The following is a 24805-nucleotide window of genomic DNA, read 5'->3' on the forward strand; positions in this document are numbered from 1 at the left end:
GGGCAGACCCGATCCGCCGCCCAAACTCATCGCTACTCATCGCTCACGCATGAAGCGTGTGCCGGATGCGAACCCGATAGCACGACGCCCGAAGCGGCGCGTCGGACGTACAGCGGACGGTCGTCCCCGGAGTACCTCAGAGGCGCATATGCACAGGTCAAAGGGTATGGCCACTTTGGTGCTCGGAATGGCCAGGTGAAGCGCTCCTTCCGCGTCCGTCCCACGTACTACGCGGGGGCTATGCGGTGACCACGGGGGCTGTTGCCGTGAAGGCGTCCGCGTGTTCCGCAGCCCAATGGGCGAAGGTGCGGGCAGGGTGGCCAGTGACCTTCTCGACGGTGTTGATGACCGTACGGCCCACCTCCGGGGTGTTCCTGTACGCCTCGATCAGGAAGCCGATTACGTCCTCCGGGTGGCCCGCCGCCCGCCATTGCGCGACAGCCTGCTCCTCTGTCAGCTCCACCAGGGCGATCTCCCGGCCGCGGGCGGCAGCGTGGCCCGCCTCTCTCCGTTCGTGCGGCACCACATCAACATGCTGGGCAGGTACTCCTTCCAGCTCCCCGACCTGCCCGGCGGCCTGCGTCCGCTGCGCGACCCGGACGCGGCCGAAGAGGCGTGAACCCGGTGCGGGTGCCATTCACCGCCGGGGCTATCCCGGCGGTGACGTTTGCACTGGTCACCGGCTCGTAGGGTGCCGGGAGCCGTAACGCAACCTGAGGTCGCGGCGGCTAGGAGTGGCGGCGGGTGCGGTAGGCGGCGGTGAGGCTCCGGGCTGCTGCTGGGTCGGCACTGGGGGTGTGGGCGGCCGCCACACCGGGTGGGTGCGGCGGCCGTGGGTGGGATCGGCTCCTGGTTCGAGTCAGTCAGCCCGGAGCAGGGTGTGCAGCTCGGTGGTGTCGATGATGTGGGCCCGTGAGGGAAAGACATGGTGGAGCAGGACGTTGTGGACTTCGGTGTCTGGGTCGGCGACGCCGTCGGACAGGATGTAGAGCTGGTAGTCGCGGTCGGCCGCGTCGATGACGGTGGACAGGACGGCGCCGCTGGTGCTGATGCCGGAGACGACCAGAGTGGTGATGCCGCGCTCGCGTAGCTGCTGGTCGAGGTCGGTGGTGGACATGCCGCCGTAGCGGATTTTGCGCACGACGATGTCGCCGTCCTGGGGAGCCAGGCGCTCGTGGATGGCAGCGGCGGGGTCCTCGTGGTGCATGACACGGTGTTGGGCCAGCGGGGCGAAGGACTTGTTGGAGGCCGGGATCGCGTCCCAGTCGGCCTCGGTGAAGCCGACGCGTACGTAGGCGATGGTGCCGCCATGTGCGCGAACGTCGGCGATGGCCCCTTCCACACGACCGAGCAGGGCGTTGCGGTCCTCGCCTTCGGGCACAAAGGCCAGGATCGCGGGCTGGTAGTCCAAGACGAGAAGCGCGGTGTGGGTGGGGTCAAGTGTGGGGGCAGTGTTCACGCGAGTGTTCTCCTTAACCGGTGGTGTGCCAGGTCGACGCGGACGCGCACCGGCGGACCGACTGCGGCCTGCGGGTGGCAAGTTGTGGTGCCTCATGAGTGGCTGCGGGACAGTTCCGGCTCGTGCTGCGACGTCTGGTCCTGTCGGGGAAGCAGGAGTGGTGTGGTCAGGATGAGCAGTCCTGCGATCGTGAGGGCGGTGCGTGGGCTGGTGACGTCGGCGAGCAGCCCGGCGAGTGCGGTGAGGACGGCGATGGAGGCCTGCTGGCCGATCGACCAGGCCGACAGGGTGCGGGCGACGAGATGTTTGGGGGTGTGTTCGAGCCGGTAGGTGGCGAGCACCGGGCTGTACAGGCTCATGTTGATGATGATTGCCAGCTCGACGGCCATCACGGTGACGAGACCGACGACGCCGGGACGGACAAAGGCCAGGCCGATCAGCCAGATGGCGCGCAGGGTGCCGACGGTCCGGAAGACCCAGTGCCGGCCGTAGAGGGCCACGACACGCCGGGCCAGCCGGGAGCCGATGAGTCCGCCGAGGCAGGGGGCGGCGAAGGCGAGGGCGTACTGCCAGGGTGGGAATCCGAGCTGGCGGAGGAGGAGCACGGCCAGCAGCGGTTCGGTGGCCATGATCAGGCCGGCGACGAGTATTTGGTTGAGGTAGAGCGGCCGCAGACCGGGGTGGCCCATGATGTGTCGCCAGCCGTCGAGCAGTGCGCCCGCCCGGAGCGGGCTCTTGTCGGTCGCCTGCGGCGCTTGTTCGTGGCCGCGGATGGCGGTGATGCCCAGCGCGGAGAGCAGGTAGCTGAGCGCGTCGGCCACCACGGTGGTGACCGGCCCGAACAGGCCGATCGCCGCCCCGCCGAGCGGTGGCCCCACCGCGATGGAGCTCCAGTTCGTTGACTCGAACCGCGCGTTGGCGACGAGAAGGTCGTCCGGCCGCACGAGGGCCTTGAGGTAGGCGCCGCTGGCCGCGTTGAAGGTGATCTTGGCTGCGGCGACCACGGCCGAGACTACGAGCAGTTGGACGAAACTGAGCCATCCGAAGGCGTAGGCGACCGGGACCGTCGTCATGGCCGCAAACCGGGCCAGGTCCATCATGATCATGACCGGGCGCTTGCGCCGGAACTCCACCCATGGCGCGAGCGGCACCGCGATCAGCGCGCCCACCGCAGGCCCCACCGCGGACAGCGCGGACACCTCAGCAGGGCCGGCATGCAACACCAGTACAGCGATCAGCGGCAATGCCCCGAACCCCAGCCCGGACCCATATGCGCTCACCGCATATGACGCCCACAGCCAGCCGAACTGCCGGCCCAACCGTCTCCTGCCCACCATGCTCAGCGCACTCCCCTTGAGATCCCACCCGAACAAACTGACGTTGACCAATGAGAGGTAAGCGGGCAGGACAACGGCAGGTCAAACAACTGACCTGCCAGCAATCCACAACCACCAGTTGTTCACTAAGGTGGGTCGGCGTGGACCTCGAAGCAGTACGTACTTTCGTCGCCGTCGCGGAAGCGGGCCAGTTCCAGAAAGCCGCCGTCGACCTCTCGATCACCCAGCAGGCCGTCTCCAGACGCATCGCCGCGCTGGAGCGCACCCTTGGCGTGCGACTGTTCACCCGTGCCCCACGCGGCGCTGAGCTCACCATCGACGGGCAGGCGTTCCTGCCCCACGCACGCGAGCTGCTGCGCGTCGCCGAGCGTGCGGGCGCGTCCGTGCGCCCCGACCGCCGTCCGCTGCGCGTCGACGTGATCGCCTCGCGCAGCGCGCAGTCGAGCCTGATGCGCGGCTTCCACCGCGCACACCCCGAGATCGACCTCGACGTGATGATGCTGTTCGACATCGAGACGGCCGTCACCGCCATCCGCTCCGGTTCGATCGACGCGTCCTTCCGCGCCGTCGCCGCGCCCGGCCGGCCCCTTCCCGAGGACATCGCCTCCGTCCGGGTGCTCGACGAGCCGCTCCAGCTCCTCACCGGCCCCGACCACGCACTGGCGGGCGCCCGGTCGGTGACCGTCGCCCAGCTCACCGGGCACCGGATCTGGATGCCCGGCATCGCCCCCGGTACCGAGTGGGGCGCCTACTACGACGATCTCGTGGCCGAGTTCGGCCTCACCATCGAGGTGACCGGCCCCAACTTCGGCTCCGACGCGCTCCTCGACACCATCTCCGACACCCCGGCCCTGGCCACCTTCATGGGCGAGCAGATGCGCCTCATCTGGCCCGCCGGCCACGGCCTGCGCCGCATCCCGGTGACCGACCCGACGCCCGTCTACCCGCACTCGCTCCTCTGGCACCGCGACAACCCCCACCCAGCGCTGGCCACCCTCCGCGCCCACCTCGCCGCCACAACGGCCGGCCAAGACGCCGCCGGGACCTGGGCACCGGGCTGGGTGATTCCTCGCTGAACGGCTCCCCGCCCGTGCGGCCAGCCCCGCCCGGCGCAGGCGGTCAACGGCGGGCGTCGCCGGGGGCGAGCAGGCTGGTCAGCTCGGCGATCGCCTCCGGGGACGGCTTGAAGTAGCGGCGGACGTTCTCCCGTTTTTGTGCCGGGACTTCGCCATCAGCATCAACAGCGAGGCACCCTGCTCGCCGAGACGGGTCAGGGCGGAATGGCGGTACTCGTGCAGGTCCCAGCCCGTACCCGGCCCGCAAAGGGCGGTGTGCTCGTCGAGCAGGGCGCGGGCCTGCCCGTACGACAACCGGGCCAGCCCAGTGTCCGGGCATACATCGCGGGGGCTGACGACCTTGCCCGGCCCCGGGCGGCGATGGGTGACGAACACCGGACCGCAGGTGCGGCCCTTGAGCAGCCGGGGCAGCAGCCGGGCGGTGCCGGCATCGCAGTACACGGGCTCCAGCACGTAGTCCTCGCGTGACTGGCCCCGGCGGCGGGCCTTGGTCCGGGCGCCCTTGGCCTTGACCAGGCGACGGCGCCCGGCGAGGTCCAGCTCCTCGATGTTGACGCCCAGGATCTCCTCGGACCGCCCGGCGGTCTCGTAGAGCATCCGCCACAGCGTCTTCTCCCGCAGGTGCACCTCGCGCCGCGCGATCAGCCGGTCGACCGCCATCTTCGAGCGGGCCGGGGTCTCGGAGTCCGGCACCGCCAGCCGCTTCGCCCAGGCTGGAACCATCGGTCCCTCGTAGCCGCGCTCACGGCACCAGCCGAGCCAGGACAGCACCCCCGCCCGACGGGAGTTCCAGGTGTTGACCGCCGCGGTGCCCCTGCCTCCTCGACGGACACCGCGCTCGCCGCCGATCTGGCGCTGCCGATCGAGGAGCTGGAGCTCACGGTCCGCTCGTACAACTGCCTCAAGCGTGAGGGTGTCCACACGGTGGGTGAGCTCGTGGCGCGCTCCGAGGCCGATCTCCTCGACATCCGCAACTTCGGTGCGAAGTCGATCGACGAGGTCAAGGCGAAACTGGTCGGCATGGGCATGAGCCTCAAGGACAGCCCGCCCGGATTCGACCCGATCGCCGCCGCCTTCGGCGACGCGGACGCGAGCTTCGTCGAGACCGAACAGTACTGAACGCTGCGCCGGGTCGCGCGGAGCCGGGGGGCACCTCCCGGACCGCACGACCAGTCAGGCGAACGGCCACATTACGGCAGCTCAGATGCCCTGCCGGTCATATCCGTTGTCGTGCGGCGACCTCTACGGGAACCCACGTCCCGGCGGGCGGCCAGCGCCGTGCAGGCCCGGTGGCCGATCTCGATGAGGTAGGGGGAGACAAAGCCCCGGAACTGGAGCGCTATCGCTCCTCCCGCCCGATCGCGCTGCGGTCCTTCGAGATCGCTGTCGTCTTCGACGAAGCGGGGGAGGGGGTGCTGGTCTCCCACGGCGACCAGGGCCTTCTGGGCGGTGCGGCTGCTCGCCGCGTGTGCGCTATTTACCGTCGCCCTGCCTGGTCGAGTTCACCCGGGCAATGAGTGCCACTCGGTGAGGTCCGGCGGCTGTTTTCGGACTCACCCTCGCCGGCTTTGGCAGGCCGGCGAGGGCGGGCATCTGCCCCGGCTCAAGTGCTGTTGATCGAGGCGCGTGCGGTCAGGCCCGTGGCGGTCAGGCGGCCTTGAGCAGCTCGGCCAGCTGGGCCGTGTCGATCAGGTGGGCCCGTGACGGGAACACGTGATCGAGCAAGATCCGGTGAACGTCCGGGTGATGGTCGGCAACGCCGTCGGTCAGGACGTAGATGCGGTAGTCGCGGTCGGCGGCATCGATGAGGGTGGACAGGACGACGCCGCTGGTGCTGATGCCGGAGAGGATCAGGGTGTCGATGTCGCGGTCGCGCAGCTGCTGGTGGAGGTCGGTGGTGGAGCCCGGACCGAAGCGGATCTTGCGGACGACGATGTCACCGTCCTCGGGGGCGATCCGTTCGTCGATCTGGGTGGTGGCGTCCTCGTGGTGCATCATCTTCGCTGCCGCGACGCCGCTGAAGGTCTTGTTGGTCGCGGGGACGGCCGCCCAGTCGTCCTCGGTGAAGGCGACGCGGACGTAGCCGATGGTGCCGCCGGTGGCGCGGACGTCGGCGATCGCGCCGCCGACCCGCTCGACGAGCGCGTCGGGCTCGGCGACGGAGGCGACGATCCCGTTCTGGAAGTCCATGGCCAGCAGGGCGGTCCGCTTGGGGTCGATCGAGGGAAGGACAGGGGTGGTCATGCGTGGTTCTCCTTGTGGGGGTGTGTCTCTGCGTTCGCAGTGTTCTCAGGGGTGTCGCTGTGGGGCGAGGCGTCGGAGTCCCGGTCCGCTCTGCGCCCCATGAGGCGCCGGTCGAGGACGGTCAGGAGCAGGACGGCGACGCCCGCGGCGACCAGGACGAAGCCGAGGGTGTGCAGTCCCTGGTCGCTCGTGCCGTCGCGGAAGACGATGCTGCCGATGACGGACGAGGTGATGGTTCCGAGGTATCCGAAGGTCCGGAACAGTCCGGAGGCGGTACCGATCTGGTCGGCCGGCGCCGCCACGTAGAGGGCGGTCTGGTTGCCGACGGTGGTGGCGGCCGATGTGACGCCGAAGATCAGGGACACCAGCACGATCGCGATCGCGGGGCTGGTCGAGGTGAGCAGCATGATGCCGGCCGAGCCGAGCAGCATGGTCAGGGCCGCGACGATCAGGGGACCGCGGACCAGGTTGCGGCGGGCGAGCGGGCGCGAGAGCAGCGCGGACACAGCGCCCATCGGCAGCAGCAGGAGTCCCGCCTGCACGGTGGAGAAGCCGTGTGCGGCCTCCATCCACTGGGTCATGCCGTACATCACGGAGTAGACGCCGAGCAGGGTGAGGGCCTGACGCAGGTAGGTGCGGGCGAGAGCGCCGTTGGCGGCGAGGCCGCGGAAGTCGAAGAACGGCGCGGTGTTGCGCAGTTCCCATACGACGGTTGGTGCGGCGGCCAGGACGAAGACGGCGAGCGCGATCCACTGGGGGTGCGGCAGGCCCATCAGGAAGACGACCAGCGCGGTCATGGAGGTGGCGAAGCCGAGGATGCCGGGCAGGTCGATCCGGTCGGCGATGGTACGGAAGCCGCTGTTCTCGCGGTCGAGCGGCGGATCTTTGGGCAGCCAGCGCACCGCCATCATCAGCGCGATCACGGTGATCGGGATGTTGATGAGGAAGGCCCAGCGCCAGCCCGCTGCACCGACCAGGAGCCCGCCGATCGGCGGGCCGATGGCCGCAGTGGCCATGCCGGCGATGGCAAGGCCGCCCAGCACCTCGCCCGGTGGGGTGTCCAGGCCGGCGTCCTGGGCGCGGCGCCGGATCATCACCATCGCGCAGGGGAACGCGGCCGAGGTGCCGACGCCGATCAGGACCCGGGCGACGGTCAGCATCGCCAGATTCTGGCCGCAGCCGCCGACCAGTCCGCCGAGCAGGACCAGCACGATGCCGGACAGGAAGATCCGCCGCGGTCCGAGCACTTCGGCCAGCTTGCCCGCGGTGGGCTGGGCGACGGCGCTGGCCAGGTAGAGGGAGGAGACGAGGACGGCGGTGGCACCGACCGAGACGTTCAGGTCGGCGGCGATGGGCACCATAGCGGTCGCGATGATGGAGCTGTTGATCGGGTTGAGGGCCGATCCCACGTACAGCGGCGTGGTGAACGGCCACGCGAAAAAGTCGCGCTTGGCCTCGCCCGCCGAAGCGCCGCGCTGCCTCACGGCGGTCCTCATATCGCGCCGCCGCCGAGGTCTGCGTCGGCGAGCCGCTCCAGCAGCTCGATCGCCTTCTCGACGTCCTCGCGCTCGTCCGGGGCGATGGCCTGGTCGATGGCGCGTGCCAGGAAGGAGGCGCGGCCGGTCAGGAGCTTGTCGATCAGTTCGGTCGCCGACGGGTCGGCGCTCATCAGCTTCTTGCGGCCGTCTTTGGGGTCGGGCTCGCCGTGGATCAGCCCGGCGGCCTTGAGCACCGCCAGGCTCTGCGCGATGGCCTGCGCGCTGACGTGCTCCAGCGATGCGAGCCGGGCGGCTGTGACAGGACCTTCCTGTACGACGCTCGCCAGGACGCCGAGCTGCGTCGAGGTCAGACCGATGGTGTGCTGTCCCGACTCGGCGCGAAGGCGCGCGCGCAGTCGCTTCATCGCGTCCTGGAGACGGTGCGCGGTCGCGGCAGATCCGGCGGGCTGCTGCGACCTGGGGTTCGTGGTCATGTGGCCCACCATAAAACTCCTCAAGTAACTTGGCCAAGTTACTTGAGGAGTTTTATGGTGGGCCGTTTTCCGATGCAGGTTACGACGTGGGGCTGCCGTTCCCCGGCAGGGTGACGGCACCCAGCTGGATCAGGCTCTCAGCGGTTGCCACGATGGTGTCGCTGACGTCCAGGGGCACCCAGCCAAGGACGGAGCGGGCCTTCTCGTTACTGATGTCGGGGATCCTGCCCTCCAGAACGGCGGCGTCCCGCAGGGCCGGCTCGGTCTTCGCGGCCTCGCGTACCTGCTCGATGGTCAGTTCCGTGGCGGGCAGCCGGTCGGCCGCGGCGGGGAAGTGCTCGCGAAGGATGTTCGCGATGGTGAACAGGCTCGACGATCCGCTGTTGGCGAGGAAGCGCTCGCCCGCCGCCTGCGGGTGCAGCATCGCGCGCAGATGCAGGTCCACGACGTCACGTACGTCGACGACGCCGAAGTTCCAGACCGGCACCACGGACATCTCTCCGGCCATCAGGGCCCTGATCAGTCCGATTGAGCCGGAGGGCCGGTCCACGAGTTGGGGGCCGAAGATGCCGGTGGGGTTGACGACGGCCAGCTCGATGCCGCCGTTGGTCCGGACGTAGTCCCAGGCCGCCGCCTCGGCCAGCACCTTCGACTTGTGGTAGGCAGGCAGTCCGGGGGTGTCCGGGTCGGTCCAGTTCTCCTCTGTGTAGTGGTTGTCGGGCGTCAGGGTGTAGCCGACCGCGGCGAAGGAGGACGTCATGACGACCCGTGGGATACCGGCGCTGCGGGCGGCGGCGATCACCCGCAGCGCGCCGTCGCGCGCGGGGAGGATGACCTCGTCCTCCGTCTCGGGAGGAGTGGGCGGGAAGGGAGACGCGTGGTGCAGGACGTGCGCGATGCCGTCCATGGCCTGGGCCCAGCCGTCGTCGGCGCTGAGGTCCGCGACGGCGAACTCCAACAGGTCCGCCGAATCGACCCCGGCCTGCCGGAGCGCCGCCAGCACTTGGGCCTTCTGTGCGGGCCCGCGGACCGCCACACGGATGTGATGGCCCTCGCGCAGCAGGCGGACGGCCGTGTGGCTGCCGACGAAGCCGCTGCCACCGGTGACCAGGACCTTCTCGTCTTCGGGGAAGGAGAGGGTGAAGTCTTCTGTGCTCATTTTGTTCAGTCCTTCAGCGTGGAGTGGTGCCCGCGCGAAGGGTTGTCGGTTCGGCCTTCTGCGCCGGGCGTCAGAGATGGTTGATTTCGGGGTCCGGCTCCGCTTCGGTGGACAGTCGACGCATCACGGCGAACAGCCATGGGATGCCGAGGAGTGCGACGAGTACGAGTCCGAGAATCAGCGGGGCGGGGCGTAGGGCGCCCAGGGCCAGGGACCCGAGGGCCATGGCGAGGCAGGTGCGGGCAGGCGGCCGGTAGAGCCCGGGATCCCGGCGCCACAGGCGCAGGGAGGTCGCGAGCACCGCCGTTGCTCAGAGCACGACAGCCCCGCCGCCGCGGAGCGCCCGGGCCGTGGCGGCAGGGGTCCACAAGGAAGATGACCCGGCTGCGTGCGTCCCGTCGGCCGTGCAGTTCGTGGTGGAGGCTGCCGTTGAACCAGGCGATCCACACCAGCGCGAACACCACGGCGAACTCGGCCAGTTCGTGCCGGGTGAGGTGCCCGGCGAATTGGTGGGCGGCCTGCGCCACCAGTACGACGACGACTAGGTCGTAGAAGAGTTCGAGCGGCTCGGCCCTCCGCGCTTGCGGCTGTGCGCCGTGCGGGCGCGGGGGCTGTCACAGGCGGCGCAGCAGGACCCACCGTTCGTGTCGCGAGGTCATGCGCGGAGCGTATATAGCTAGCGGACGAGATCCTCGGATACGGCCCACAGGCGTGCCGCGTTCTCCCGGTTCAGGGCGTACGGTGCGACGCCGGTGACGGCGGTGGCTCGCTCGGTGACCTGGTCGGACTGGCTGCAGTCCTCGAAGTAGCGGCCAGTGACGCCCTGAACCGTCGGTGAGGCGGCCAGCAGCACCGAGGTTGCGGCGCCCTGCTCCACGGTCTTGCCCGGTGGCAGTGCGAGTTCACCCGAGGCGATGAAGTCGGCCACTTGCTGCATGTCCATGTGCCGGGCCAGGGCGGTGTCGGCGATGTTGCCCGGCATCAGTGCGTTGGCGGTGATGCCGTCGTCGGCCCAGCGCTCGGCGGCGCCGACGGCGAACAGAGCGTTGGCGGTCTTCGACTGCCCGTAGGAGGTCCAGGGGTCGTAGGGGCGGTAGCGGTAGTCCAGGTCGTCGAAGACGACCGGGGAGAAGAGGTGACCGATGGAGCTCACCGAGACGACCCGTGCGCCGCCCGCCGCCGCGAGCGCCGGGTGGAGGCCCGTGGTGAGGGCGAAGTGGCCCAGGTGGTTGACGGCGAACTGCAGTTCCCGGCCGTCCGGCGTGCGGACGAGCTGCGGCGGGGCCATCACGCCCGCGTTGTTGACCAGGATGTGCAGCGGGCCCTGCCAGGCGGCCACGAACTCCGCGACCGTCGACCGGTCGGCCAGGTCGAGCCGCCCGACAGTCAGCTTCCCTGCTCGATACGGAAGTTCCGATCCCAGGCGCGCCGCCACCTTGGCGCCTGCGTCGGTGTCGCGCACGGCCAGGGTGACGTCTGCGCCCGCCGCGGCGAGTGCCCGGACGGTCTCCGCGCCGATCCCGGAACTGGCTCCGGTCACCACGGCCCTGCGGCCGTGCAGGTCGACGCCGTCGATGACCTCGGCGGCCGTGGTGCTCGCCCCGAACGTGCGGGGTGTCTGAGGTGCGGACATGAGATGAATCTCCTGATGGGAAGGTGTCTGGTGGAAATGTGTTGAGAGAACCGGGGCAGCGATATCGACGAGGAGGTGTGCGATCCGGCACGGCACCTGTGCCGTATGGCCGGTCAGCCCTGCGCCCTGCGGGAGACGTGCTCCCAGTCGGCCCAGGTCTGCAGGCGCTGGGCGTAGAGGGGCTCGATGACCTCGATGGGTTCCGTGCCGAACAGCACCCGCAGCGGCGGGTTCTCGGCGTCGATGATCTGCAGCAGAGCGGCGGCGCCGTCGGCGGGCTCGGCGTAGCGGGCGTCGCCGAAACGGGCCGCGATGGCCTCGCGGACCTGGTCGTAGGCGGGATTCGGCTCGACCTGGGCGGCGGAGGAGCCGCCCCAGTCGGTGCTGAAGCCGCCCGGCTCGACGATGGTGACCTTGATCCCCTGGCCGGCGACTTCCAGAGCAAGGGACTCGCTGAAGCCCTCGAGCGCCCACTTCGAGGCGTGGTACGCGCCCAGCGACGGGAACGCGGCGACGCCGCCGACGGACGAGATCTGCACGATGTGGCCACCGCCCTGCGCGCGCAGGATCGGCAGCACCGCCTGGCTGACCCAGAACGCACCGAACAGGTTCGTCTCCATCTGGTCGCGCAGCTGCTGCTCGGTGATCTCCTCGATCATGCCGAAAAGTCCGTAGCCGGCGTTGTTGACGACGACGTCGAGGCGGCCGAACTTCTCGTGCGTGGCGGCCACCGCGGCGGCGACGGCCGCCTTGTCGGTGACGTCCAGTGACAGCGGCAGGACCACGTCGTCCCCGTACTTGGTGACCAGATCGTCCAGTGCGGCCACGTTCCTGGCGGTCGCGGCGACCTTGTCACCGCGCTCCAGCGCGGACTCGGCGAATGCGCGACCGAAACCGCGAGATGTGCCGGTGATGAACCAGACCTTGCTCATGACTCAAGACTCCTTTGGGGTCGGCCGTCCGGAACTGCCTCCGGCGGCTGCCTCCACCGTAGCAAAATCTTAGACGCATCCAAATATGAACTCGTCCATTCATGGAGTCGTACAATGACGCTCATGGCAGGAACCATGAATCTGCGGGAGCGCAAGAAGCTGGCGACCTGGCGCGCCATCCGGTCCGCCGCCCTGCAGCTCTTCGACGAGGAGAGCTACGAGGCCACGACCGTCGAGCAGATCGCAGCAGCAGCGAACGTCTCGCGCGCCACCTTTTTCAACTACTTCGCCAGCAAGGAGGCCGTCGTCTTCGATCAGGACCCCGAAGAGCGACGCGATTGGCAGGCGCTGATGAACGGGAGGCCCGCCGGCGAGCCGCTCTGGGACTCGCTCACCGCGATCCTGACGGGGTTCTGCGAAAGCCTGCGGGAGCGCATGCCGCTGCAACGTGAACTCAAGGCGCAGTCGCCCACCCTTGCCCAGTCGGGCCAGAGCTTCGGAGAGCGGTTCTTCACGGACCTGCGCGACTGGGTGACAGGCCGCAACAGCGAGTCCGACGAGCTGACCGTGACCTTGCGGCTGAATCTTGCGGTTGCCGCCACCCTCACCGCCTACCAGACCTGGCCTGCGGACGAGTCCTTCGACGACTTCCTGCAGCGCCTCGAACGCTGCCTCCGTGAGGCGGGCCCCGCCGGTCCCACCGGCTGACTACTTCCACTGTGCTGCTGCCGCCGCCCGGCCGACGACCTGCCGATCGTGCTGTCGGCCGCAGCGATCACATCAGCATGCGACCAAATGCTCGCTCTGATGACCTGGAGTTCTGTCCAGCAGCAGTTCCTCGGCCCCCGGGGCCAGTTCGAGGGGGACCTGACGAACGGTTCCGGATTCGACGACGAGTACGTCGGGGATGTGATCTTTGCAGTCAGCGCAGTTCGCAGTCGGTGAGAACACTGTCGGATGTTCCGGCCTGGCTCACCTGGGCGGTGCCCAAGTACAGGACCTCTTCCTCTGCGCGGACCGCGATGTGGATCGGCAACGAGCTTTCGTCCGTACCCCAGGGCGACCCCATGAGTCGCTCGGTCACTGCTGGCCGCGTAGGCCCCACCCGCGCGGCTCGCCGACGAAGAGCTCCTTCAACTCCTCGTCCAGGCTCGTCCCGAAGAGCGGGACCAGGTAGCCCTCCTGCTCGTATTGGGTGCAGGAGTAGCCACCACTTTGATTCTGGTAGACGACACCCGTGGGCGCCGCCACGATGACGAACATCCAGCCCATGCCCGTGCCGCAGCCGTCCAGGTCGAGGTAGATGTGCCGCTTCCCGTCGGCCTCGCTGACGTGATCCATGGTCCCGTCAACCTCCCACAGGCCGTCGTAGCCGCTGCCCGCCACTGTGCTGGAGGGAAGGGCCGCCGTGGCGGCGGGGCACAGATGGGTTCGGTTCCCGCGGTGCGCTGTTGAGGGCCACGAGGCACGCGCCGGGAACGCCGTCATCATGTGTGAAAGAGCAGAAGGCGGCAGCGCAGATGGTGGTCGCTCAGATCGGAATGACCTGGGGCACCATCTACGCCGTTCTCGCCGCACGATTCGGCAAGGGAGGTAACGCCCTCCGCATCTGCACAATCGTCTACGGCGCCTGGCTCTGCGTGGTCGGCACCTTTGCTCTCGGCCTTCGTCCCTCGGCGACGAGGTGGATTTTGGTGGTGAAGCCGCCGCGGGAACGTCCCAGACACTCGCTGATCTGACCACCTCCTCCAGCCGGACGGCCAGTTTCCGCAGCACCGGATCGACCTGGTTCGTCCCCCGGCCGGCCCCCCTTTTCAGGGACCGCGGCCGCCGGAGCTTTCCTCGCGCCGACGGCGTGCTGGTGGGCCCGCACCGCCGTCGAGTCCACCGACACATCCCAGTCGATCCGGCCTGCGGCGTCCTCGGGCACGCCAGCGTCGCCGAGCTCAATGTTCGTGGCAACCGCCTGAATCGCTACGTTGGTCGGCCCGAACTCGAGGTCGAAGTCGTCGCGGTCGCTTCCCATCGCCTGGGCCGCCCTCCGAGCAGCCTCTATATCCGCTTTGGCCTTGGTGCGGTGGCCTGCGCGTGAGTGGATGAGTGCCAGCACTAGCTAGGGGCGCCGGGTTCGGAGTGCGTCGCAAGCCAGTCAGGTGGTGGGGGCCTTGGAGGCCGGGCTCCCCGACCGGGCGCGCTGGCACCGGGTAATGGACCGCCGTGCCACCACCGCCGTGAACGGCCACGCCGTCATGCCGTCGGCCCTCCGGATGAACAGCAGTGGTTCACCCGGAGGGGTCGGCCGCCGATGGCGGTGCACCTCCCGAGAGTCAGCGGGATCCTGCCGCGGTCGCACGGGGCACGGCTGGTCGGGCGGTCACGCGTGTGCTACCCGCGAGGGATCCACATGGGCTGCCCCTACTCCGTCGCCGGCGCCCAGAATCCGGCGCCGCCGGCGAACCCTGCTTCGTTGCCTACGCGGCCCCACAGGTCGGATGCTCCGCTGGTGCGGTCACCGCCGTTGCCGCCGGCCGCGACCGGCCGGGCATCGCGGTCCGTGGGCTGGAACCCGACCGTGTAGGTCCGGGTGACCGAACCGTTGGCCGAGGTCACCTTGATGGTGCGGGTGGTGAACCGGGACCCGGTCGACGAGAGGACCGAACTGCCCTCGGTGACCTTGACCCGCGCGCCGGACTGGGCCGGCGTGGCGGAGACGGTCGGGATCCTCTTGTTCTTCGGCCAGTCGACGACGTACGTGGACACGTCCGGATCGAACCCGTCGATCGAGACACCTCCGACGGTGATCGCCCTGGCGTCGGCGACGCTGGCCTTGGTGGCGTCGGAGAAGTTCTTCACCGTGACCGACCCGTCGGCGTTGACGACGACCTTCGCCGCCATCGCGGCCGCCAGGTTGATGCGTTCCCAGCTCGCTCCGCCGACCGCGGTGAGGTCGAGCGGGTACCCGGAGTCCGTCGCGGTCTGCTCGAGAATCTGGGTGCGCTGCTCGGTGGTGAGGCCCGGGAAGGCCGTGATCAGCAGGGCTGCCGCGTCGGACGGCGTCTTGAGAGTCTGCCCGGACTTTCCGACCTGGGAGAACCCGTAGGTCAGACACCCCATGTCGTTTGGTGTCAAGCGGCTTGGGGGTGGGCGTGGTGGGACCAGGCGGTTGCTTCGTCGTAGCGGGTGCGGGTTTTGAGGCAGCCGTGGAGGATGCCGACGAGTCGGTTGCCGAGTTGACGGAGGGCGGGGTTGTAGCCGACTTCGCGGGCTCGTTGTTTGTCGTAGTAGTGGCGGGCGCCGGGTGAGGCGCGCAGGGCGGAGAACGCCTGGGTCTGGAGGGCATCGGCGAGGCGGTTGTTGCGGACGTAGCGGGCCTGGACGGTGTGGCTCTTGCCGGAGGCCCGGGTGATGGGGCTGGTGCCGGCGTAGTTCTTGCGGCCTTTCGCGCTGGTGTATCGGGTGGGGTCGTCTCCGAACTCGGCAAGCACCCGGGCGCCGGTGATCTCCGCGATGCCGGGCATCGAGAGGTAGATCGCAGCGTCCGGGTGCGCCAGAAAATGCGTCTTCACCTGCCAATGCCGGTGAGTTAGGCCGTTTCCGCAGGTGGGGACGGGTGTCGGGTGACTTTCAGCGAGTAGCGGACGTTACTGGGAGTGCGCGGCTGGTCTCGTCGCTTGATGGCGAACTTGTTCTTGGGTGGCTTCTTGACGCGCTCGCAGCGCCGGTCCCGGCGGGCGGGGAGAAGGTCGTCGAGGAGTTCGGCCGTGACAGCTTCCAGCGTCCGGCGGAGCCGGTTGGCGGTGGCGGCGACCTGGTTGGGGACGCCGAGGCGGACGAGTTGGACGGTGACGGCGAAGGAGATCCGGGTGGGGTTGATCCCGGCCTGCTGGGCAGTCTGGTGCTCGAGCGCGCACAGCGCGTGGTAGACGGTCAGGAGCGCGTAGACCTCCTGGCCGATGAGCTCGGGAGACTTGGAGCGCAGGGTGAAGCCGGCGCCGCGGAGGCGGTTCTTGATCTCCGCGAAGCTGTTTTCGATCTCCCACCTCGCGTGATAGATCATGGCGATCCGCCTGGCCGGGGCCTGTCGATGATCGAGCAGACTGGTCACAAGTCTGAAGGAGTCCAGGCGAGTTGACCCGTCTTCGGCTCGGATCAGCACGGTGTACTCGACGATCCGGACCAGGTGGCCCTGGGGTGTCTCGGAGATTGCCCGTCCTGTGGCGCGGGCCTGGCCCAGGCGGCGGGTCTCCGCCGGGGTGGGCATGATCGACAGGTAGGAGCCGTCCGGCAGGACGCGCAGTGGCGTGAAGATCTGTCCCTTCTTGACCCGCCAGATCAGGTGGGCGCCGGTGGCCCGGGCGTCCGCCCACAGCTCGTAGCCGACGAAGTACCGGTCAGCCAGCAGCAGCATGCCCGGCGTCAGGCCGGCCAGCAGAGCGCGGCCGAGGGTGTACTCACTGGAGTGCTCGACGCCGTCGAAGGCCGCATCGACCAGGCCGTGGGTGCCGCATTCAACCAGTGCCATCAGCCTGACCTGCGGGTTCCCGCAGGTGTTGCTGGCCGGGCTGGAGTATCCGAAGGCCGTGGCGTTCTCCGCGGAGTCCGGCACATCCAGCGTGGTCCCGTCCCAGGCGACCAGCCGCAGCCCGAAGGCGTACGCCTCGGCGGTGGCGGGCGTCGCCAGCGGGCCACAGGTCTGTTCGAACAGTACGCGCAGTGGTTTCTCGCCCAGTCGCTGGCGGGCCTTGGTCAGGGCCGGGCTCGTCGGCAGCCGCTGAAGTCCGAGCCCCGGCAGGTTCCGCAGCTTCTCGGTGAGCGTGCGCAAGACCGCCCGGTATCCCGGCTGACCTGCACTTTCGGCACTGCTGAACAGGCAGAGCGCCAAGACGAAGTACATCACCGCCCGAGCCGGCAGGAGTCGTCGGCGAAGTTCGACGCGACCAGTGCGGTCCAACACCTCGTCGACGATCTCTGGTGTGATCCAGCGAGTCAGCACCCCAAGGCGGACCCGGTCCCCGAACCGCTCGCCGACCGGAACCCTCGGTGAGAGCTGCGAGTTGTGCGCGTCTACCCTGGCGGGCAGGACGGGCATGGTGGCAGACTGAGCGCCCAACGGAGCCCCCATCAGACAGCCGGATCTTGGTCGATCTTCTGTCTTACCGGGGGCTCCGTTGCTGTGTCCGGCTCTCAGCTGAGTCCTCATCAGAACGTGACGAACTACCCAGCGTCACCAAGGGTGAAATCCACCCAAACCAACCATCGGTGAGCTCCTGACCAGCAGGGTTCCGCTAATTCACCGGCATTGTCTTCACCTGCTCTTCCATCGCGGCGATCTGCTCGTTCAACGCGATGATCAGACGGGCGTGAGCGGTGGCGGTGGCCGCGTAGGCGGCCGTGACCGGCTCGGGCAGGCCGAGCTGCCGCTCACGCAGCGCGGTCTGGATCGTGGCCGCTTTCGCGGCACGGTTGTGGCGGCGGTGCCGGGTCAGGACGGCGGTGATCTGGGTGCGGGTCAGCTTCGCCGCCGCGGCCGGGGCAGGCGCCTTGATCAGCAGCTCCAGCGCGTCTGTGCTGGTCAGGGTCAGGTCCGCGTAGGCGTTCAGGGCGGCGGGGAAGTACTCGCGCAGGGTGGTGCGCAGCCGCTGGAAGGTGCGGGTGCGTTCCCAGATCAGGGTCTGGTGGGCGCGGGCGACGACCTTGACGGCCTGGGCCTGCTCGCTGTCCCCGGCCACCGGCCGCAGCTGGGCCCGGTCGATGCGGACCATGTCGGCGAGCGCGTGCGCGTCGCCCTTGTCGCTCTTGGCGCCGGAGGAGGCATACCGTTCCTTGAAACGGGCGACCTGCCGGGGGTTGATCGCATAGACCTGGTAGTCGGAGGCGATCAGGGCCTGCACCCAGGAGCCGCGGTCGGTTTCGATCCCGACCACCACCTCGCCCGGATCCAGGTCCTCGCCGCCGTGGCGGGCGAGGAGTTCGTGCAGTTTGGCGATGCCCGCCACTCCCTCGGGCAGGTTCGCGGCGGCCAGCTTCCGGCCGGTCTCGTCCTGGATCTCGACATCGTGGTGGTCCTCGGCCCAGTCATCACCGATCAGCAGCAACAGACCCTCCCCAGTCACGTACTTGACACAGCGGTGCAGCCTGCGGAAGGCACGGCACGCGGCCTAATGGATCCAGTGCTCACACCCTGACGGGCGGGCACGCCACCCCATCAGCGGTCTGGCCTCCCGGCCGACCAGCAGGGGCACGGTCTGACCTCAGAAGTCGATGCTTCCGGCGGCGTTAGTGCTCACCTGCTGGCGGCTACGGAACCGAGCATTCCCCAGTTCCGTAGCTCCCATTAGGCGGCGCGTGTACAGGTCGACGTGCTGCGCGGTGCTCAGGCCGGCGTAGGAGTCGCCCTCGCAGGCCGCGAGCGTGTCGCCGTATCCCTCCTTCTCGCACTGCGCGAGCGTTGGCAGACTGCTCGCCGAGTTCACCGACGGCTGCCCGGCGGCCCGGGGGCTGGAGGCGGCCGAAGCACGGCTGGACGGAGCGGTCATCGACCTGACGGAGTGATCTTCGCCTTCGAGAAGGACGTGCAAGACGCCTACCCCGCCGACTCGCCACGGCCTCACTTGGCGAGTCCTTTCGGTGATCCGTCAACCGTTAACTCAGACGGGAAGTTCGGTGATGCTGAGGGCGAAGTCCAAGTTACCCACCCCGTGGTTGGCGAGGCCCACCGTGACCACGCCCGCTCCTTCCAGCCAGTGCGCCATTTTCAGGCCGCCTACGTCCAGCGGGCGCAGCCCGAGGGTTTCGATGAACGCCTCCACACTTGCCTTGGCCTGCGCATTATCGCCAGCGATGAAGACGTCGGGCCGACCCTTCTCCAGGACATGGCGGAAGATGGTGTTGAACGCCTTCACCACGCTGGCGCTTGCCGGGGCGGCCTTGGCGACTTCCTGCGCGATCGAGGTCTCCTCGCGGTGGGCTAGCCCGCCAAACGTGGAGTTGAAGGGATTGCTGATGTCGACGATGACCTTGCCCGCGAGAGCGTCTCCGTACTGGGCGACGACCGGCACGACGCCGTCGTACAGCAGGGCCACGATGACGATGTCCCCGGCCGGGGCGGTGCCCCATTCTCCCGTCGTGGCGCCGCCGCCGAGAGCCTTGGCCAGGTCTGCGGCCTTGGACTGATCGCGGCCCATGACCTCGACGGTGTTGCCGCCCGCTATCGCCCGCGCGCCGATGGTGCGGGCCATGTTCCCGGTGCCGATGATGCTGATGTTGCTCATGAGATGTCCTGCCCTGGTTGTGGTTGTTCGGTTTAGATGGCGGTGGTGCCGCCGTCGGCGACGAGTTCCATGCCGTTGACGTAGCTGGAGTCGTCGGAGGCGAGGAAGAGGGCGGCGGTGGCGATTTCGTCGGGGCGGCCCATCTGGCCGCGGGGGATGAGGGACTCGAACTGGCGCTTGGTGGCCTCGTCGAAGAGTTCTTCCTGCTTGGCGGTGGCGACCTGGCCGGGGGTCAGGACGTTGACGCGGATGCGGCGGTCCTTGAGCTCGTTGAGCCAGACGCGGGCCCAGGCCTGCTGGACGGCCTTGCTGCCGGCGTAGACGCTCCAGCCGGGGAAGGCGCCGAGGGAGGCGTTGGAGCCGGTCATGAGGATGGAACCGCCGTCGTTGAAGAGCGGGAGGGCCTTCTGGACGGTGAACAGGGTGCCGCGGGCGTTGAGGTAGAACGCGGCGTCGAAGTGGGCCTCGGTGATCTCGCCGAGCGGGGCGGGCTCGCCCCCTCCGGCGCTGGCCCACAGCACGTCGAGGCTTCCCTTCTCCCGCTTGACGGTGTCGTACAGGCGGTCCAGGTCATCCAGGTCGGCGGCGTCGCCTTGGACGCCGGTGACGTTGCGGCCGATCTGCTTCACGGCCTCGTCCAGGGCGTCCTGGCGGCGGCCGGTGATGAAGACGTGCGCTCCCTCGTCGACGAACAGCTTCGCACCGGCCAGCGCCATGCCGGTGGTGCCGCCGGTGATGACCGCGACCTTGCCGTCAAGCTTTCCCATAGTCGTTCCCTTGAGTCGGTGGTGCCGTGTGTACCTGGGGCGACGCTGTTATGTACACCGCTCTGTGTGCTTACGGTATCGGGCGGGCGGCCGGGGCGCAAACTATGTACACCGGTCGTTACCTAGCTGCGGTACGATGGAGCCATGACGGAGTTGGAGAAGGGCCCCACGGGCCGCCGCCGCGGCCGGGGCGCCCGCGAGCGCATCATCAGCGCGTCCCAGCAACTGTTCCGCGAGCAGGGCATCAACCGCACCGGCATGGACCAGCTTTGCGCGGCTGCCCAGGTGTCCAAGCGCACGGCCTACCAGCACTTCAGCGGCAAGGACGAACTCGTCGCCGAGTACCTGCGCCGGTTCGACCCCTCCGTTCTGTCCGGCGTGTTCGACCGCACCGACCTCACGCCCCGCGAACGGCTCCTCGCCGCCTTCGACATCCCCCCCACCACCCCCCTGTGCCCCTACATCGCCGCCGCCGTCGAACTTCACGACCCCCAGCACCCCGCATCCCAGTACGCGCGCGAGTACAAGGAAGCCGTCGCCGCGCGGCTCGCCGACACCGCCCGCGAAGCCGGCGCCGCCGACCCTGAACAGCTCGGCGAGCAGCTCGCGCTGCTCATCGACGGCGCCGCGGCCCGCACCCGGGTCCTCAACGCCGACGCCTTCCCCACCGCCGCCGCCATCGCCGCCGTCCTCATCGACAACGCCATCCCCGCCACAGCCAGCGATGACCGACGACGGGAGGAAGTGTCGAGTTAACGTGGCACATCGCGGCCGGGCTGGACGCGCTACCGGTCACGCGGCTGCACCGGCTGGCACGCGATACCAGCCGCCCGGCACCTGGCATTGCAGGCTTTTACGGAATTGGCCGCCCCCCGCCTGTTGAAGGCCGCCGCAGAAGCCGCCGGGGAGAATGACGACCCTCGAAGGTTGCAGGAGTTCGAGGCCGTCGTCTCGGCCCAGGGCGCTGACGCGCCGCCGGTTCGAACAGACGGCTGATCACATACGTCCGTACGCGGTGGCGCATGAAGAACTCGTGACGGAGCGGGGCTGCTTGTCCAGGACGACGGGCGGAGACGATCATTCGGCCGTGAGACCCGAAGTGCAGACGTTCGTTGCTGACGGACCGCTTCCCGACTGGGACGCGAGCGAGGAAGCAGTGGACAGGCGTTACCGCCAGCTGGCCATGATCTCCCGACCCGTCACACCCGACGAGGCTGCGGCGTTGGCCACGTGTTTCGGTCCCGACGACTGCTACGGGGTCGCCTGGACGCTCGTGCATCTCATCGAGACGGCCCCCGGTCCGGTGCCGAGGCTGCCGGACTCCGGTCCGGAGGCGGGCGACTGGGACCAGACTCTGCGGGGGCGATGGGCCAGCGAAGAACCCGCGACTTGACGGCCTAACTGCATGAGGTGTCTTTACCCGCCGAGGGCGGGTAGCCCGATGAGCTTCGAGGCTGTGCTGTGGGCGACGAACGATGCGCCGATCGCCAACGTGAACGAGTTCGCGGTGCTGACGATGCTCGCGGAGAAGGCGGACCCGGATGGCTGCAACGCCTTTCCGTCGCGGCCGACGATCGCGGCCCGGACCACGGTGGACCCGAAGACGGTGCTACGGGCCCTTCAGGCGATGGAGGCTCGGGGGCTGATCGCTCAGGGCGACCAGCGGGCAGCCGGGTACATCCGGGCGGACCGGCGGCCGGTGGTCTACGACCTCCTGATCCCATACTCGTGGTTCCCGAACATCGACCGGATCAACAAGGAGCGGCAGGAGCGCGGGCGACACCCGCTCACGAGGTCCACACGACCGGACATCGCTCCGGCACCGGAGAAGAAGCAGCGGAGTCAACTTCTCGGCCGTAAACGACTCCGTTGGGAAATCCGCAAACCGGTTGCGTGTCCGTGGTTTTAAGCGGCGAGTTCGAGGCGGGCCAGGTGGGAGGTTCTGGTCTTGCGGAGTGGGGTGCCGGTGAGCCAGGCGTCGAGGCGGATGATGTTGATCGCGGTGGCGGCGAGGACGTTGCCGAGGTGGGTTTTGGGTAGTCCGGTGTAGCGGGTGCGGCGGATGCCGGTGCGGCGGACGGCTTGCGAGATGGTGCCTTCCACTCCGGCTCGTGTGTCATAGCGTTGTTTCCACGCGTCGGTTTGCTGCTCTGCGCGTCGTTGTTCGAGGATCTGCTGCTGTTCTCGGGGCAGCAGGGTCAGGCTGCGGCCCCACTTGCCGTTGGCTGCCTTGGTGCACCTCGGTCTCAGAGGGCATGGGTCGCAGTCGGTGAGTGCGAAGTGCACGCGGACGAGCGGGGTTCCGCTGGCTTTGCGTTGTTCGGACCAGCTGACGCTGGCTGCTCCCCGGGGGCAGATGACCTTCCTGGCCTCCCAGTTCGTGTGGAAGGCGGCCTGGGTCAGGTCCGGTGTCTGCGCATCGCGCCCGCTGTGGTGGGTGTCCAGGCCGACCGGCCCGAGCAGTTCGATGCCATGCTTCCTGCGGGCGGCCAGGATGTGGGCGGCGGTGACGTAGCCGGCGTCCACGTCGTGCTCCTCGGGCAGCAGTTCACGTGCGGCCATGCCCTGGTGGACCACCTCGGTGACCTCGGTGTCGGCGACGGTGGCGTCCGTAGTGACGACATGGGTGATCAGGTGCGGGGCGTTGGGCTCGCAGGTCTCGCTCAGGTGAGTCTTGTAGCCGCACCAGCCTGAGCCCCGCTTGACGCTGTAGCGGGCTTCGGGGTCATAGGGCGAGGACAGTCGGCGTCTGCCCGGCGGGAGGTCTTTGCCCTCCCGCCAGCGCACCCCCTCACCATCGCGGTGGTACTGCTCCACCCAGGCCCGGCGCAGGACCTGGACGGCGGGGATCTCCCGCAGCCAGCGCGGGGCCTCGGGCGCGTGGACGGCCCCCAGGATGGTGAAGCCGTCACGGCCTACCTGCTCGGCCCACTCCTGGCGCACATTGTCGCCCTTGGGGAAGCGGTAGGAGTCGATCCGGGCCCCGTAGCGTTTCACCCACTCGGCGGTCACAAGCGGGGACAGCCAGTGCGGAGCGGCTGCGGCCAGCGCCTCCAGAGCCGCCCGCAGCGTTTCGCCGACGAACTCCATCCGGTTCAGCGTCCGCACGGCCGCGAGGACATGGGTGGAGTCGGTACGCTGACGCCCCCCGGAACGCAGCAGCCCGAGGCCGGAGATCCGATCCAGGACCAGGTCAAGGACCTTCTCCTCCAAGCCGTGCTCGATCAGCCGGGCGCGGAAGTCGCTGAGGACAGAGAAGTCGAACCCCGGGTCGTCCAGTTCCAGGCCGAGGAGAAACTTCCAGTCCATCCGGGCCCGCACCTGGTCAGCGGCTTGCCGGTCGGTGTGGCCCTCGGCGTACTGCAGCACCGACACCAGCGCCAGTGCTCCCGGTGACACCGCCGGACGTCCCCGCGTTGCGAACGCCTCAGCAAAGGATTCGTCCTCGAACAGCGGGCCAAGCACTTCGCGCACCCGGACAGCCAGCGTCCCCTTCGGAAACGACGCCCGCACGACCCGAGCAGTCAGCTCCGGCACCCCACGGTCGTCCCGAAACTCCAGCGACACCCAGCCCCCTCGCTCCGACGAACAGAACGATCATGCCAACCCCGGCAAGCCAACGAAGCCGGTTTGCGGATTTCCCAACGGAGTCGTAAACGACCGAGCTTGTTGGCTCAGTCGTCTACACCTTGTCGCGCTCCCGACTGCCCCCTACGACAGGGCGGTCACGGGTCGCATCCACCAGCCAGGGAGGTCAAGCCCTTTGTGGTACGGGTCCGTTGACGAGAACCCACGCTGAGCGTGCACGGTTGCGCACGTTGACCCCGGCGACGTGATCGGCGGGGCCAGCGAGCCCGCACCGACGGCAGGAGAAGGCGTCCCGGGTGGGACGGTTGTGTCTCGCTGTGTGTCCGCAACGCGGACACATCTGCGAGGTGTAGCGGGCGTCCACCGCGATCACCGGTACCCCGGCCCGCCGGGCCTTGTACCGCAGGTGTTCTTCGAGCTGGTGGAACGGCCAGGAGGAGAGCGTGGCCCGCTGGTCGCGGGAAGGCCGTACCCGGTCACGGATGCCGCTCAGTTCTTCGAGGGCGATCCCGCGTCCGGTGCGTTGTGCGACGGCCACGATCTCCTTGCTGATCCTGTGGTTGATGTGCGCGGCGTGCCGGGCTTCCTTCTTTGCCCGGCGCTTGGCCCGGCGGGTTGCCGAACGGCTCTGCTTCGCCTGCAGTTCGGCGCGCTTGGCCGCATGCCGGCGCCGGTACCGGCCGAGGCGCCGCCCCTGGTAGTTGTCACCGTCCGATGTGGTCGCGAGGTTCACGATGCCCCGGTCCACCCCGATCCAGTCCGCCGGCTCGAACCGGTCGGCTTCTGGGACCTCGCACACCGCGATGAGGAACCACTTCCCGTCACGGTGGACGAGATCCGACTCGCCTCGCCGGTACTTCGCCAGCATCGCCAACTGGCCGGGGTGCCCGGTGTACCGGATGCCCTTGATCCGCCCGCCCACGGTCCAGATGCTGACGGTCTGCGCGTCGTGCTGCCACGACAGGATCCGGTCGTCATACGGCTGAGCCGCATCGGGACGGAAGACAACCGGCTTCGACTCCGCACGCCTGCGCCGCCTCGATCCCTCGGGGCCGAGGTTTCCGGCCCGGATGTTCGCACGCAACGTCGCGTAGGCGTCAACAACCTTCTTCACCGTGCGGACAGCCGGTTGGGCAGCGAGCCCGAACTCGGCCTTCACACGAGCGTAGACCAGCTTCTGCAACGCGTTGCGGGACGTGGTGCCCGTCTCGTAAGCCACCACCGATACGGCATCGGCCGCCCGATTGCACGCAGGCAGGGTCACAGCCAAAACCGCCGCCGCCTCGGGCGACGGCAGCAGCTTCACCTGCACCACAATCTTCACCCGTCCAACCTAACCCCGACCACTGACATTGATACTCGTAAGT

The 24805-nt window shown here is 68.8% G+C and carries 26 protein-coding genes and 6 pseudogenes; 9 read left to right on the forward strand and 23 right to left on the reverse strand.

Features of this window, described 5'->3' with window-relative positions; translation table 11 throughout:
* Nucleotides 1–238: 238 nt before the first annotated feature.
* The 3 genes and pseudogenes from OG395_RS48680 to OG395_RS48690 all read right to left on the reverse strand — a co-directional run.
* Nucleotides 239–493, reverse strand: a pseudogene (locus OG395_RS48680) (hydroxylase); the annotation flags it as partial.
* A gap of 366 nt (nucleotides 494–859) precedes the next feature.
* On the reverse strand, nucleotides 860–1459 hold the full coding sequence (locus OG395_RS48685; protein ID WP_327248638.1) for a cysteine hydrolase family protein: 600 nt from the start codon (nucleotides 1457–1459) through the stop codon (nucleotides 860–862).
* Between the two features lie 92 nt (nucleotides 1460–1551).
* Nucleotides 1552–2796, reverse strand: coding sequence for an MFS transporter (locus OG395_RS48690; RefSeq protein WP_327248639.1), 1245 nt, complete (start codon nucleotides 2794–2796; stop codon nucleotides 1552–1554).
* A 140-nt stretch (nucleotides 2797–2936) separates the two neighbouring features.
* On the opposite strand from OG395_RS48690, the gene OG395_RS48695 reads away from it, so the two are divergent.
* The gene (locus OG395_RS48695; RefSeq protein ID WP_327248640.1) at nucleotides 2937–3872 is read left to right on the forward strand and encodes a LysR family transcriptional regulator; all 936 of its coding nucleotides are present in this window, start codon (nucleotides 2937–2939) and stop codon (nucleotides 3870–3872) included.
* A gap of 43 nt (nucleotides 3873–3915) precedes the next feature.
* Here OG395_RS48695 and OG395_RS48700 read toward each other — a convergent pair.
* A pseudogene (locus OG395_RS48700) lies at nucleotides 3916–4685 on the reverse strand (site-specific integrase); the annotation flags it as partial.
* A 12-nt stretch (nucleotides 4686–4697) separates the two neighbouring features.
* On the opposite strand from OG395_RS48700, the pseudogene OG395_RS48705 reads away from it, so the two are divergent.
* Together OG395_RS48705 and OG395_RS48710 are read left to right on the forward strand one after the other, a co-directional pair.
* Nucleotides 4698–4991, forward strand: a pseudogene (locus tag OG395_RS48705) (DNA-directed RNA polymerase subunit alpha C-terminal domain-containing protein); the annotation flags it as partial.
* 170 nt (nucleotides 4992–5161) lie between these two features.
* A complete protein-coding gene (locus tag OG395_RS48710) occupies nucleotides 5162–5389 on the forward strand; it encodes a hypothetical protein (protein WP_327248641.1) in 228 nt (75 codons plus the stop codon).
* A 130-nt stretch (nucleotides 5390–5519) separates the two neighbouring features.
* On the opposite strand, the gene OG395_RS48715 is transcribed toward OG395_RS48710, so the two are convergent.
* The 8 genes and pseudogenes from OG395_RS48715 to OG395_RS48750 all read right to left on the reverse strand — a co-directional run bounded on the left by OG395_RS48715 (nucleotide 5520) and on the right by OG395_RS48750 (nucleotide 11812).
* Entirely contained in the window at nucleotides 5520–6116 is a 597-nt protein-coding gene (locus tag OG395_RS48715) for a cysteine hydrolase family protein (RefSeq protein ID WP_327248642.1), read from the reverse strand.
* Nucleotides 6113–7600: an MFS transporter gene (locus OG395_RS48720; RefSeq protein ID WP_327248643.1), complete on the reverse strand. Its 1488-nt coding sequence runs from the start codon at nucleotides 7598–7600 to the stop codon at nucleotides 6113–6115. The genes OG395_RS48715 and OG395_RS48720 overlap by 4 nt, the downstream gene beginning before the upstream one ends.
* 8 nt (nucleotides 7601–7608) lie before the next feature.
* Nucleotides 7609–8088, reverse strand: coding sequence for a MarR family winged helix-turn-helix transcriptional regulator (locus tag OG395_RS48725; protein WP_327248644.1), 480 nt, complete (start codon nucleotides 8086–8088; stop codon nucleotides 7609–7611).
* A gap of 79 nt (nucleotides 8089–8167) precedes the next feature.
* The gene (locus tag OG395_RS48730) at nucleotides 8168–9247 is read right to left on the reverse strand and encodes an NAD-dependent epimerase/dehydratase family protein (protein ID WP_327248645.1); all 1080 of its coding nucleotides are present in this window, start codon (nucleotides 9245–9247) and stop codon (nucleotides 8168–8170) included.
* A 70-nt stretch (nucleotides 9248–9317) separates the two neighbouring features.
* Nucleotides 9318–9548, reverse strand: a complete 231-nt coding sequence (locus tag OG395_RS48735; RefSeq protein ID WP_327249781.1) for a hypothetical protein — start codon at nucleotides 9546–9548, stop codon at nucleotides 9318–9320.
* A gap of 124 nt (nucleotides 9549–9672) precedes the next feature.
* Nucleotides 9673–9774 (reverse strand): annotated as a pseudogene (locus OG395_RS48740) (hypothetical protein); the annotation flags it as partial.
* 149 nt (nucleotides 9775–9923) lie between these two features.
* On the reverse strand, nucleotides 9924–10880 hold the full coding sequence (locus OG395_RS48745; protein WP_327248646.1) for an SDR family NAD(P)-dependent oxidoreductase: 957 nt from the start codon (nucleotides 10878–10880) through the stop codon (nucleotides 9924–9926).
* A gap of 113 nt (nucleotides 10881–10993) precedes the next feature.
* Nucleotides 10994–11812 carry an SDR family NAD(P)-dependent oxidoreductase gene (locus OG395_RS48750; protein WP_327248647.1) on the reverse strand — a complete coding sequence of 273 codons (819 nt, stop codon included), beginning with the start codon at nucleotides 11810–11812 and terminating at the stop codon, nucleotides 10994–10996.
* 123 nt (nucleotides 11813–11935) lie between these two features.
* Between OG395_RS48750 and OG395_RS48755 the strand changes: the two genes are divergently transcribed.
* Nucleotides 11936–12520 (forward strand): TetR/AcrR family transcriptional regulator, encoded by a 585-nt coding sequence (locus OG395_RS48755; RefSeq protein ID WP_327248648.1) that lies wholly within the window; start codon nucleotides 11936–11938, stop codon nucleotides 12518–12520.
* 214 nt (nucleotides 12521–12734) lie between these two features.
* Here the strand turns inward: OG395_RS48755 and OG395_RS48760 are convergent, their stop codons facing one another.
* Both OG395_RS48760 and OG395_RS48765 read right to left on the reverse strand, forming a co-directional pair.
* Nucleotides 12735–12896, reverse strand: a complete 162-nt coding sequence (locus OG395_RS48760; protein ID WP_327248649.1) for a hypothetical protein — start codon at nucleotides 12894–12896, stop codon at nucleotides 12735–12737.
* Nucleotides 12893–13153: a DUF6210 family protein gene (locus OG395_RS48765; RefSeq protein ID WP_327248650.1), complete on the reverse strand. Its 261-nt coding sequence runs from the start codon at nucleotides 13151–13153 to the stop codon at nucleotides 12893–12895. The genes OG395_RS48760 and OG395_RS48765 overlap by 4 nt, the downstream gene beginning before the upstream one ends.
* A 152-nt stretch (nucleotides 13154–13305) precedes the next feature.
* Here OG395_RS48765 and OG395_RS48770 point away from each other — a divergent pair, with 152 nt between their 5' ends.
* Entirely contained in the window at nucleotides 13306–13551 is a 246-nt protein-coding gene (locus tag OG395_RS48770; protein ID WP_327249782.1) for a hypothetical protein, read from the forward strand.
* On the opposite strand, the pseudogene OG395_RS48775 reads toward OG395_RS48770, so the two are convergent.
* The 5 genes and pseudogenes from OG395_RS48775 to OG395_RS48795 all read right to left on the reverse strand — a co-directional run.
* Nucleotides 13482–13700, reverse strand: a pseudogene (locus tag OG395_RS48775) (hypothetical protein); the annotation flags it as partial. The gene OG395_RS48770 and the pseudogene OG395_RS48775 sit on opposite strands and share 70 nt — an antisense overlap.
* Before the next feature lie 527 nt (nucleotides 13701–14227).
* The gene (locus tag OG395_RS48780; protein ID WP_327248651.1) at nucleotides 14228–14926 is read right to left on the reverse strand and encodes a cadherin-like beta sandwich domain-containing protein; all 699 of its coding nucleotides are present in this window, start codon (nucleotides 14924–14926) and stop codon (nucleotides 14228–14230) included.
* An 11-nt stretch (nucleotides 14927–14937) separates the two neighbouring features.
* A pseudogene (locus OG395_RS48785) lies at nucleotides 14938–15399 on the reverse strand (transposase); the annotation flags it as partial.
* Nucleotides 15396–17012, reverse strand: coding sequence for an IS4 family transposase (locus OG395_RS48790; RefSeq protein ID WP_442818697.1), 1617 nt, complete (start codon nucleotides 17010–17012; stop codon nucleotides 15396–15398). The pseudogene OG395_RS48785 and the gene OG395_RS48790, both read right to left, overlap by 4 nt.
* An 85-nt stretch (nucleotides 17013–17097) precedes the next feature.
* Complete coding sequence (locus tag OG395_RS48795; RefSeq protein ID WP_327248653.1) at nucleotides 17098–17925, reverse strand: IS110 family transposase; 828 nt, start codon at nucleotides 17923–17925, stop codon at nucleotides 17098–17100.
* 298 nt (nucleotides 17926–18223) lie between these two features.
* Here OG395_RS48795 and OG395_RS48800 point away from each other — a divergent pair, with 298 nt between their 5' ends.
* A complete protein-coding gene (locus OG395_RS48800; protein WP_327248654.1) occupies nucleotides 18224–18364 on the forward strand; it encodes a hypothetical protein in 141 nt (46 codons plus the stop codon).
* Between the two features lie 95 nt (nucleotides 18365–18459).
* Here the strand turns inward: OG395_RS48800 and OG395_RS48805 are convergent, their stop codons facing one another.
* Both OG395_RS48805 and OG395_RS48810 read right to left on the reverse strand, forming a co-directional pair.
* The gene (locus tag OG395_RS48805) at nucleotides 18460–19083 is read right to left on the reverse strand and encodes an NADPH-dependent F420 reductase (protein WP_327248655.1); all 624 of its coding nucleotides are present in this window, start codon (nucleotides 19081–19083) and stop codon (nucleotides 18460–18462) included.
* 32 nt (nucleotides 19084–19115) lie between these two features.
* On the reverse strand, nucleotides 19116–19850 hold the full coding sequence (locus OG395_RS48810) for an SDR family NAD(P)-dependent oxidoreductase (protein ID WP_030354521.1): 735 nt from the start codon (nucleotides 19848–19850) through the stop codon (nucleotides 19116–19118).
* A gap of 144 nt (nucleotides 19851–19994) precedes the next feature.
* On the opposite strand from OG395_RS48810, the gene OG395_RS48815 reads away from it, so the two are divergent.
* From OG395_RS48815 to OG395_RS48825, 3 genes are all read left to right on the forward strand, one after another.
* Entirely contained in the window at nucleotides 19995–20606 is a 612-nt protein-coding gene (locus OG395_RS48815; RefSeq protein ID WP_327248656.1) for a TetR/AcrR family transcriptional regulator, read from the forward strand.
* A 331-nt stretch (nucleotides 20607–20937) separates the two neighbouring features.
* Entirely contained in the window at nucleotides 20938–21243 is a 306-nt protein-coding gene (locus OG395_RS48820) for a hypothetical protein (protein ID WP_327248657.1), read from the forward strand.
* Nucleotides 21244–21291: 48 nt separating this feature from the next.
* Nucleotides 21292–21759, forward strand: coding sequence for a helix-turn-helix domain-containing protein (locus OG395_RS48825; RefSeq protein WP_327248658.1), 468 nt, complete (start codon nucleotides 21292–21294; stop codon nucleotides 21757–21759).
* On the opposite strand, the gene OG395_RS48830 is transcribed toward OG395_RS48825, so the two are convergent.
* On the reverse strand, nucleotides 21756–23417 hold the full coding sequence (locus OG395_RS48830; RefSeq protein WP_327248242.1) for an IS1182 family transposase: 1662 nt from the start codon (nucleotides 23415–23417) through the stop codon (nucleotides 21756–21758). The two genes, OG395_RS48825 and OG395_RS48830, sit on opposite strands and share 4 nt — an antisense overlap.
* A 187-nt stretch (nucleotides 23418–23604) precedes the next feature.
* Nucleotides 23605–24762 carry an RNA-guided endonuclease InsQ/TnpB family protein gene (locus OG395_RS48835; RefSeq protein WP_327242666.1) on the reverse strand — a complete coding sequence of 386 codons (1158 nt, stop codon included), beginning with the start codon at nucleotides 24760–24762 and terminating at the stop codon, nucleotides 23605–23607.
* Nucleotides 24763–24805 lie beyond the last annotated feature (43 nt).

Source organism: Streptomyces sp. NBC_01320 (genome assembly GCF_035974375.1).
GTDB classification, from domain to species: Bacteria; Actinomycetota; Actinomycetes; order Streptomycetales; family Streptomycetaceae; genus Streptomyces; species Streptomyces yanii.

Bases quoted from the DNA above. Each gene is read 5' to 3' on its own strand.
- OG395_RS48690 (WP_327248639.1), bottom strand. From the start codon at position 2,796: ATGGTGGGCAGGAGACGGTTGGGCCGGCAGTTCGGCTGGCTGTGGGCG.
- OG395_RS48790 (WP_442818697.1), bottom strand. From the start codon at position 17,012: ATGAGGACTCAGCTGAGAGCCGGACACAGCAACGGAGCCCCCGGTAAG.
- OG395_RS48780 (WP_327248651.1), bottom strand. From the start codon at position 14,926: ATGGGGTGTCTGACCTACGGGTTCTCCCAGGTCGGAAAGTCCGGGCAG.
- OG395_RS48805 (WP_327248655.1), bottom strand. From the start codon at position 19,083: ATGAGCAACATCAGCATCATCGGCACCGGGAACATGGCCCGCACCATC.
- OG395_RS48755 (WP_327248648.1), top strand. From the start codon at position 11,936: ATGGCAGGAACCATGAATCTGCGGGAGCGCAAGAAGCTGGCGACCTGG.
- OG395_RS48745 (WP_327248646.1), bottom strand. From the start codon at position 10,880: ATGTCCGCACCTCAGACACCCCGCACGTTCGGGGCGAGCACCACGGCC.
- OG395_RS48765 (WP_327248650.1), bottom strand. From the start codon at position 13,153: ATGGATCACGTCAGCGAGGCCGACGGGAAGCGGCACATCTACCTCGAC.
- OG395_RS48730 (WP_327248645.1), bottom strand. From the start codon at position 9,247: ATGAGCACAGAAGACTTCACCCTCTCCTTCCCCGAAGACGAGAAGGTC.
- OG395_RS48750 (WP_327248647.1), bottom strand. From the start codon at position 11,812: ATGAGCAAGGTCTGGTTCATCACCGGCACATCTCGCGGTTTCGGTCGC.
- OG395_RS48715 (WP_327248642.1), bottom strand. From the start codon at position 6,116: ATGACCACCCCTGTCCTTCCCTCGATCGACCCCAAGCGGACCGCCCTG.
- OG395_RS48810 (WP_030354521.1), bottom strand. From the start codon at position 19,850: ATGGGAAAGCTTGACGGCAAGGTCGCGGTCATCACCGGCGGCACCACC.
- OG395_RS48815 (WP_327248656.1), top strand. From the start codon at position 19,995: ATGACGGAGTTGGAGAAGGGCCCCACGGGCCGCCGCCGCGGCCGGGGC.
- OG395_RS48725 (WP_327248644.1), bottom strand. From the start codon at position 8,088: ATGACCACGAACCCCAGGTCGCAGCAGCCCGCCGGATCTGCCGCGACC.
- OG395_RS48825 (WP_327248658.1), top strand. From the start codon at position 21,292: ATGAGCTTCGAGGCTGTGCTGTGGGCGACGAACGATGCGCCGATCGCC.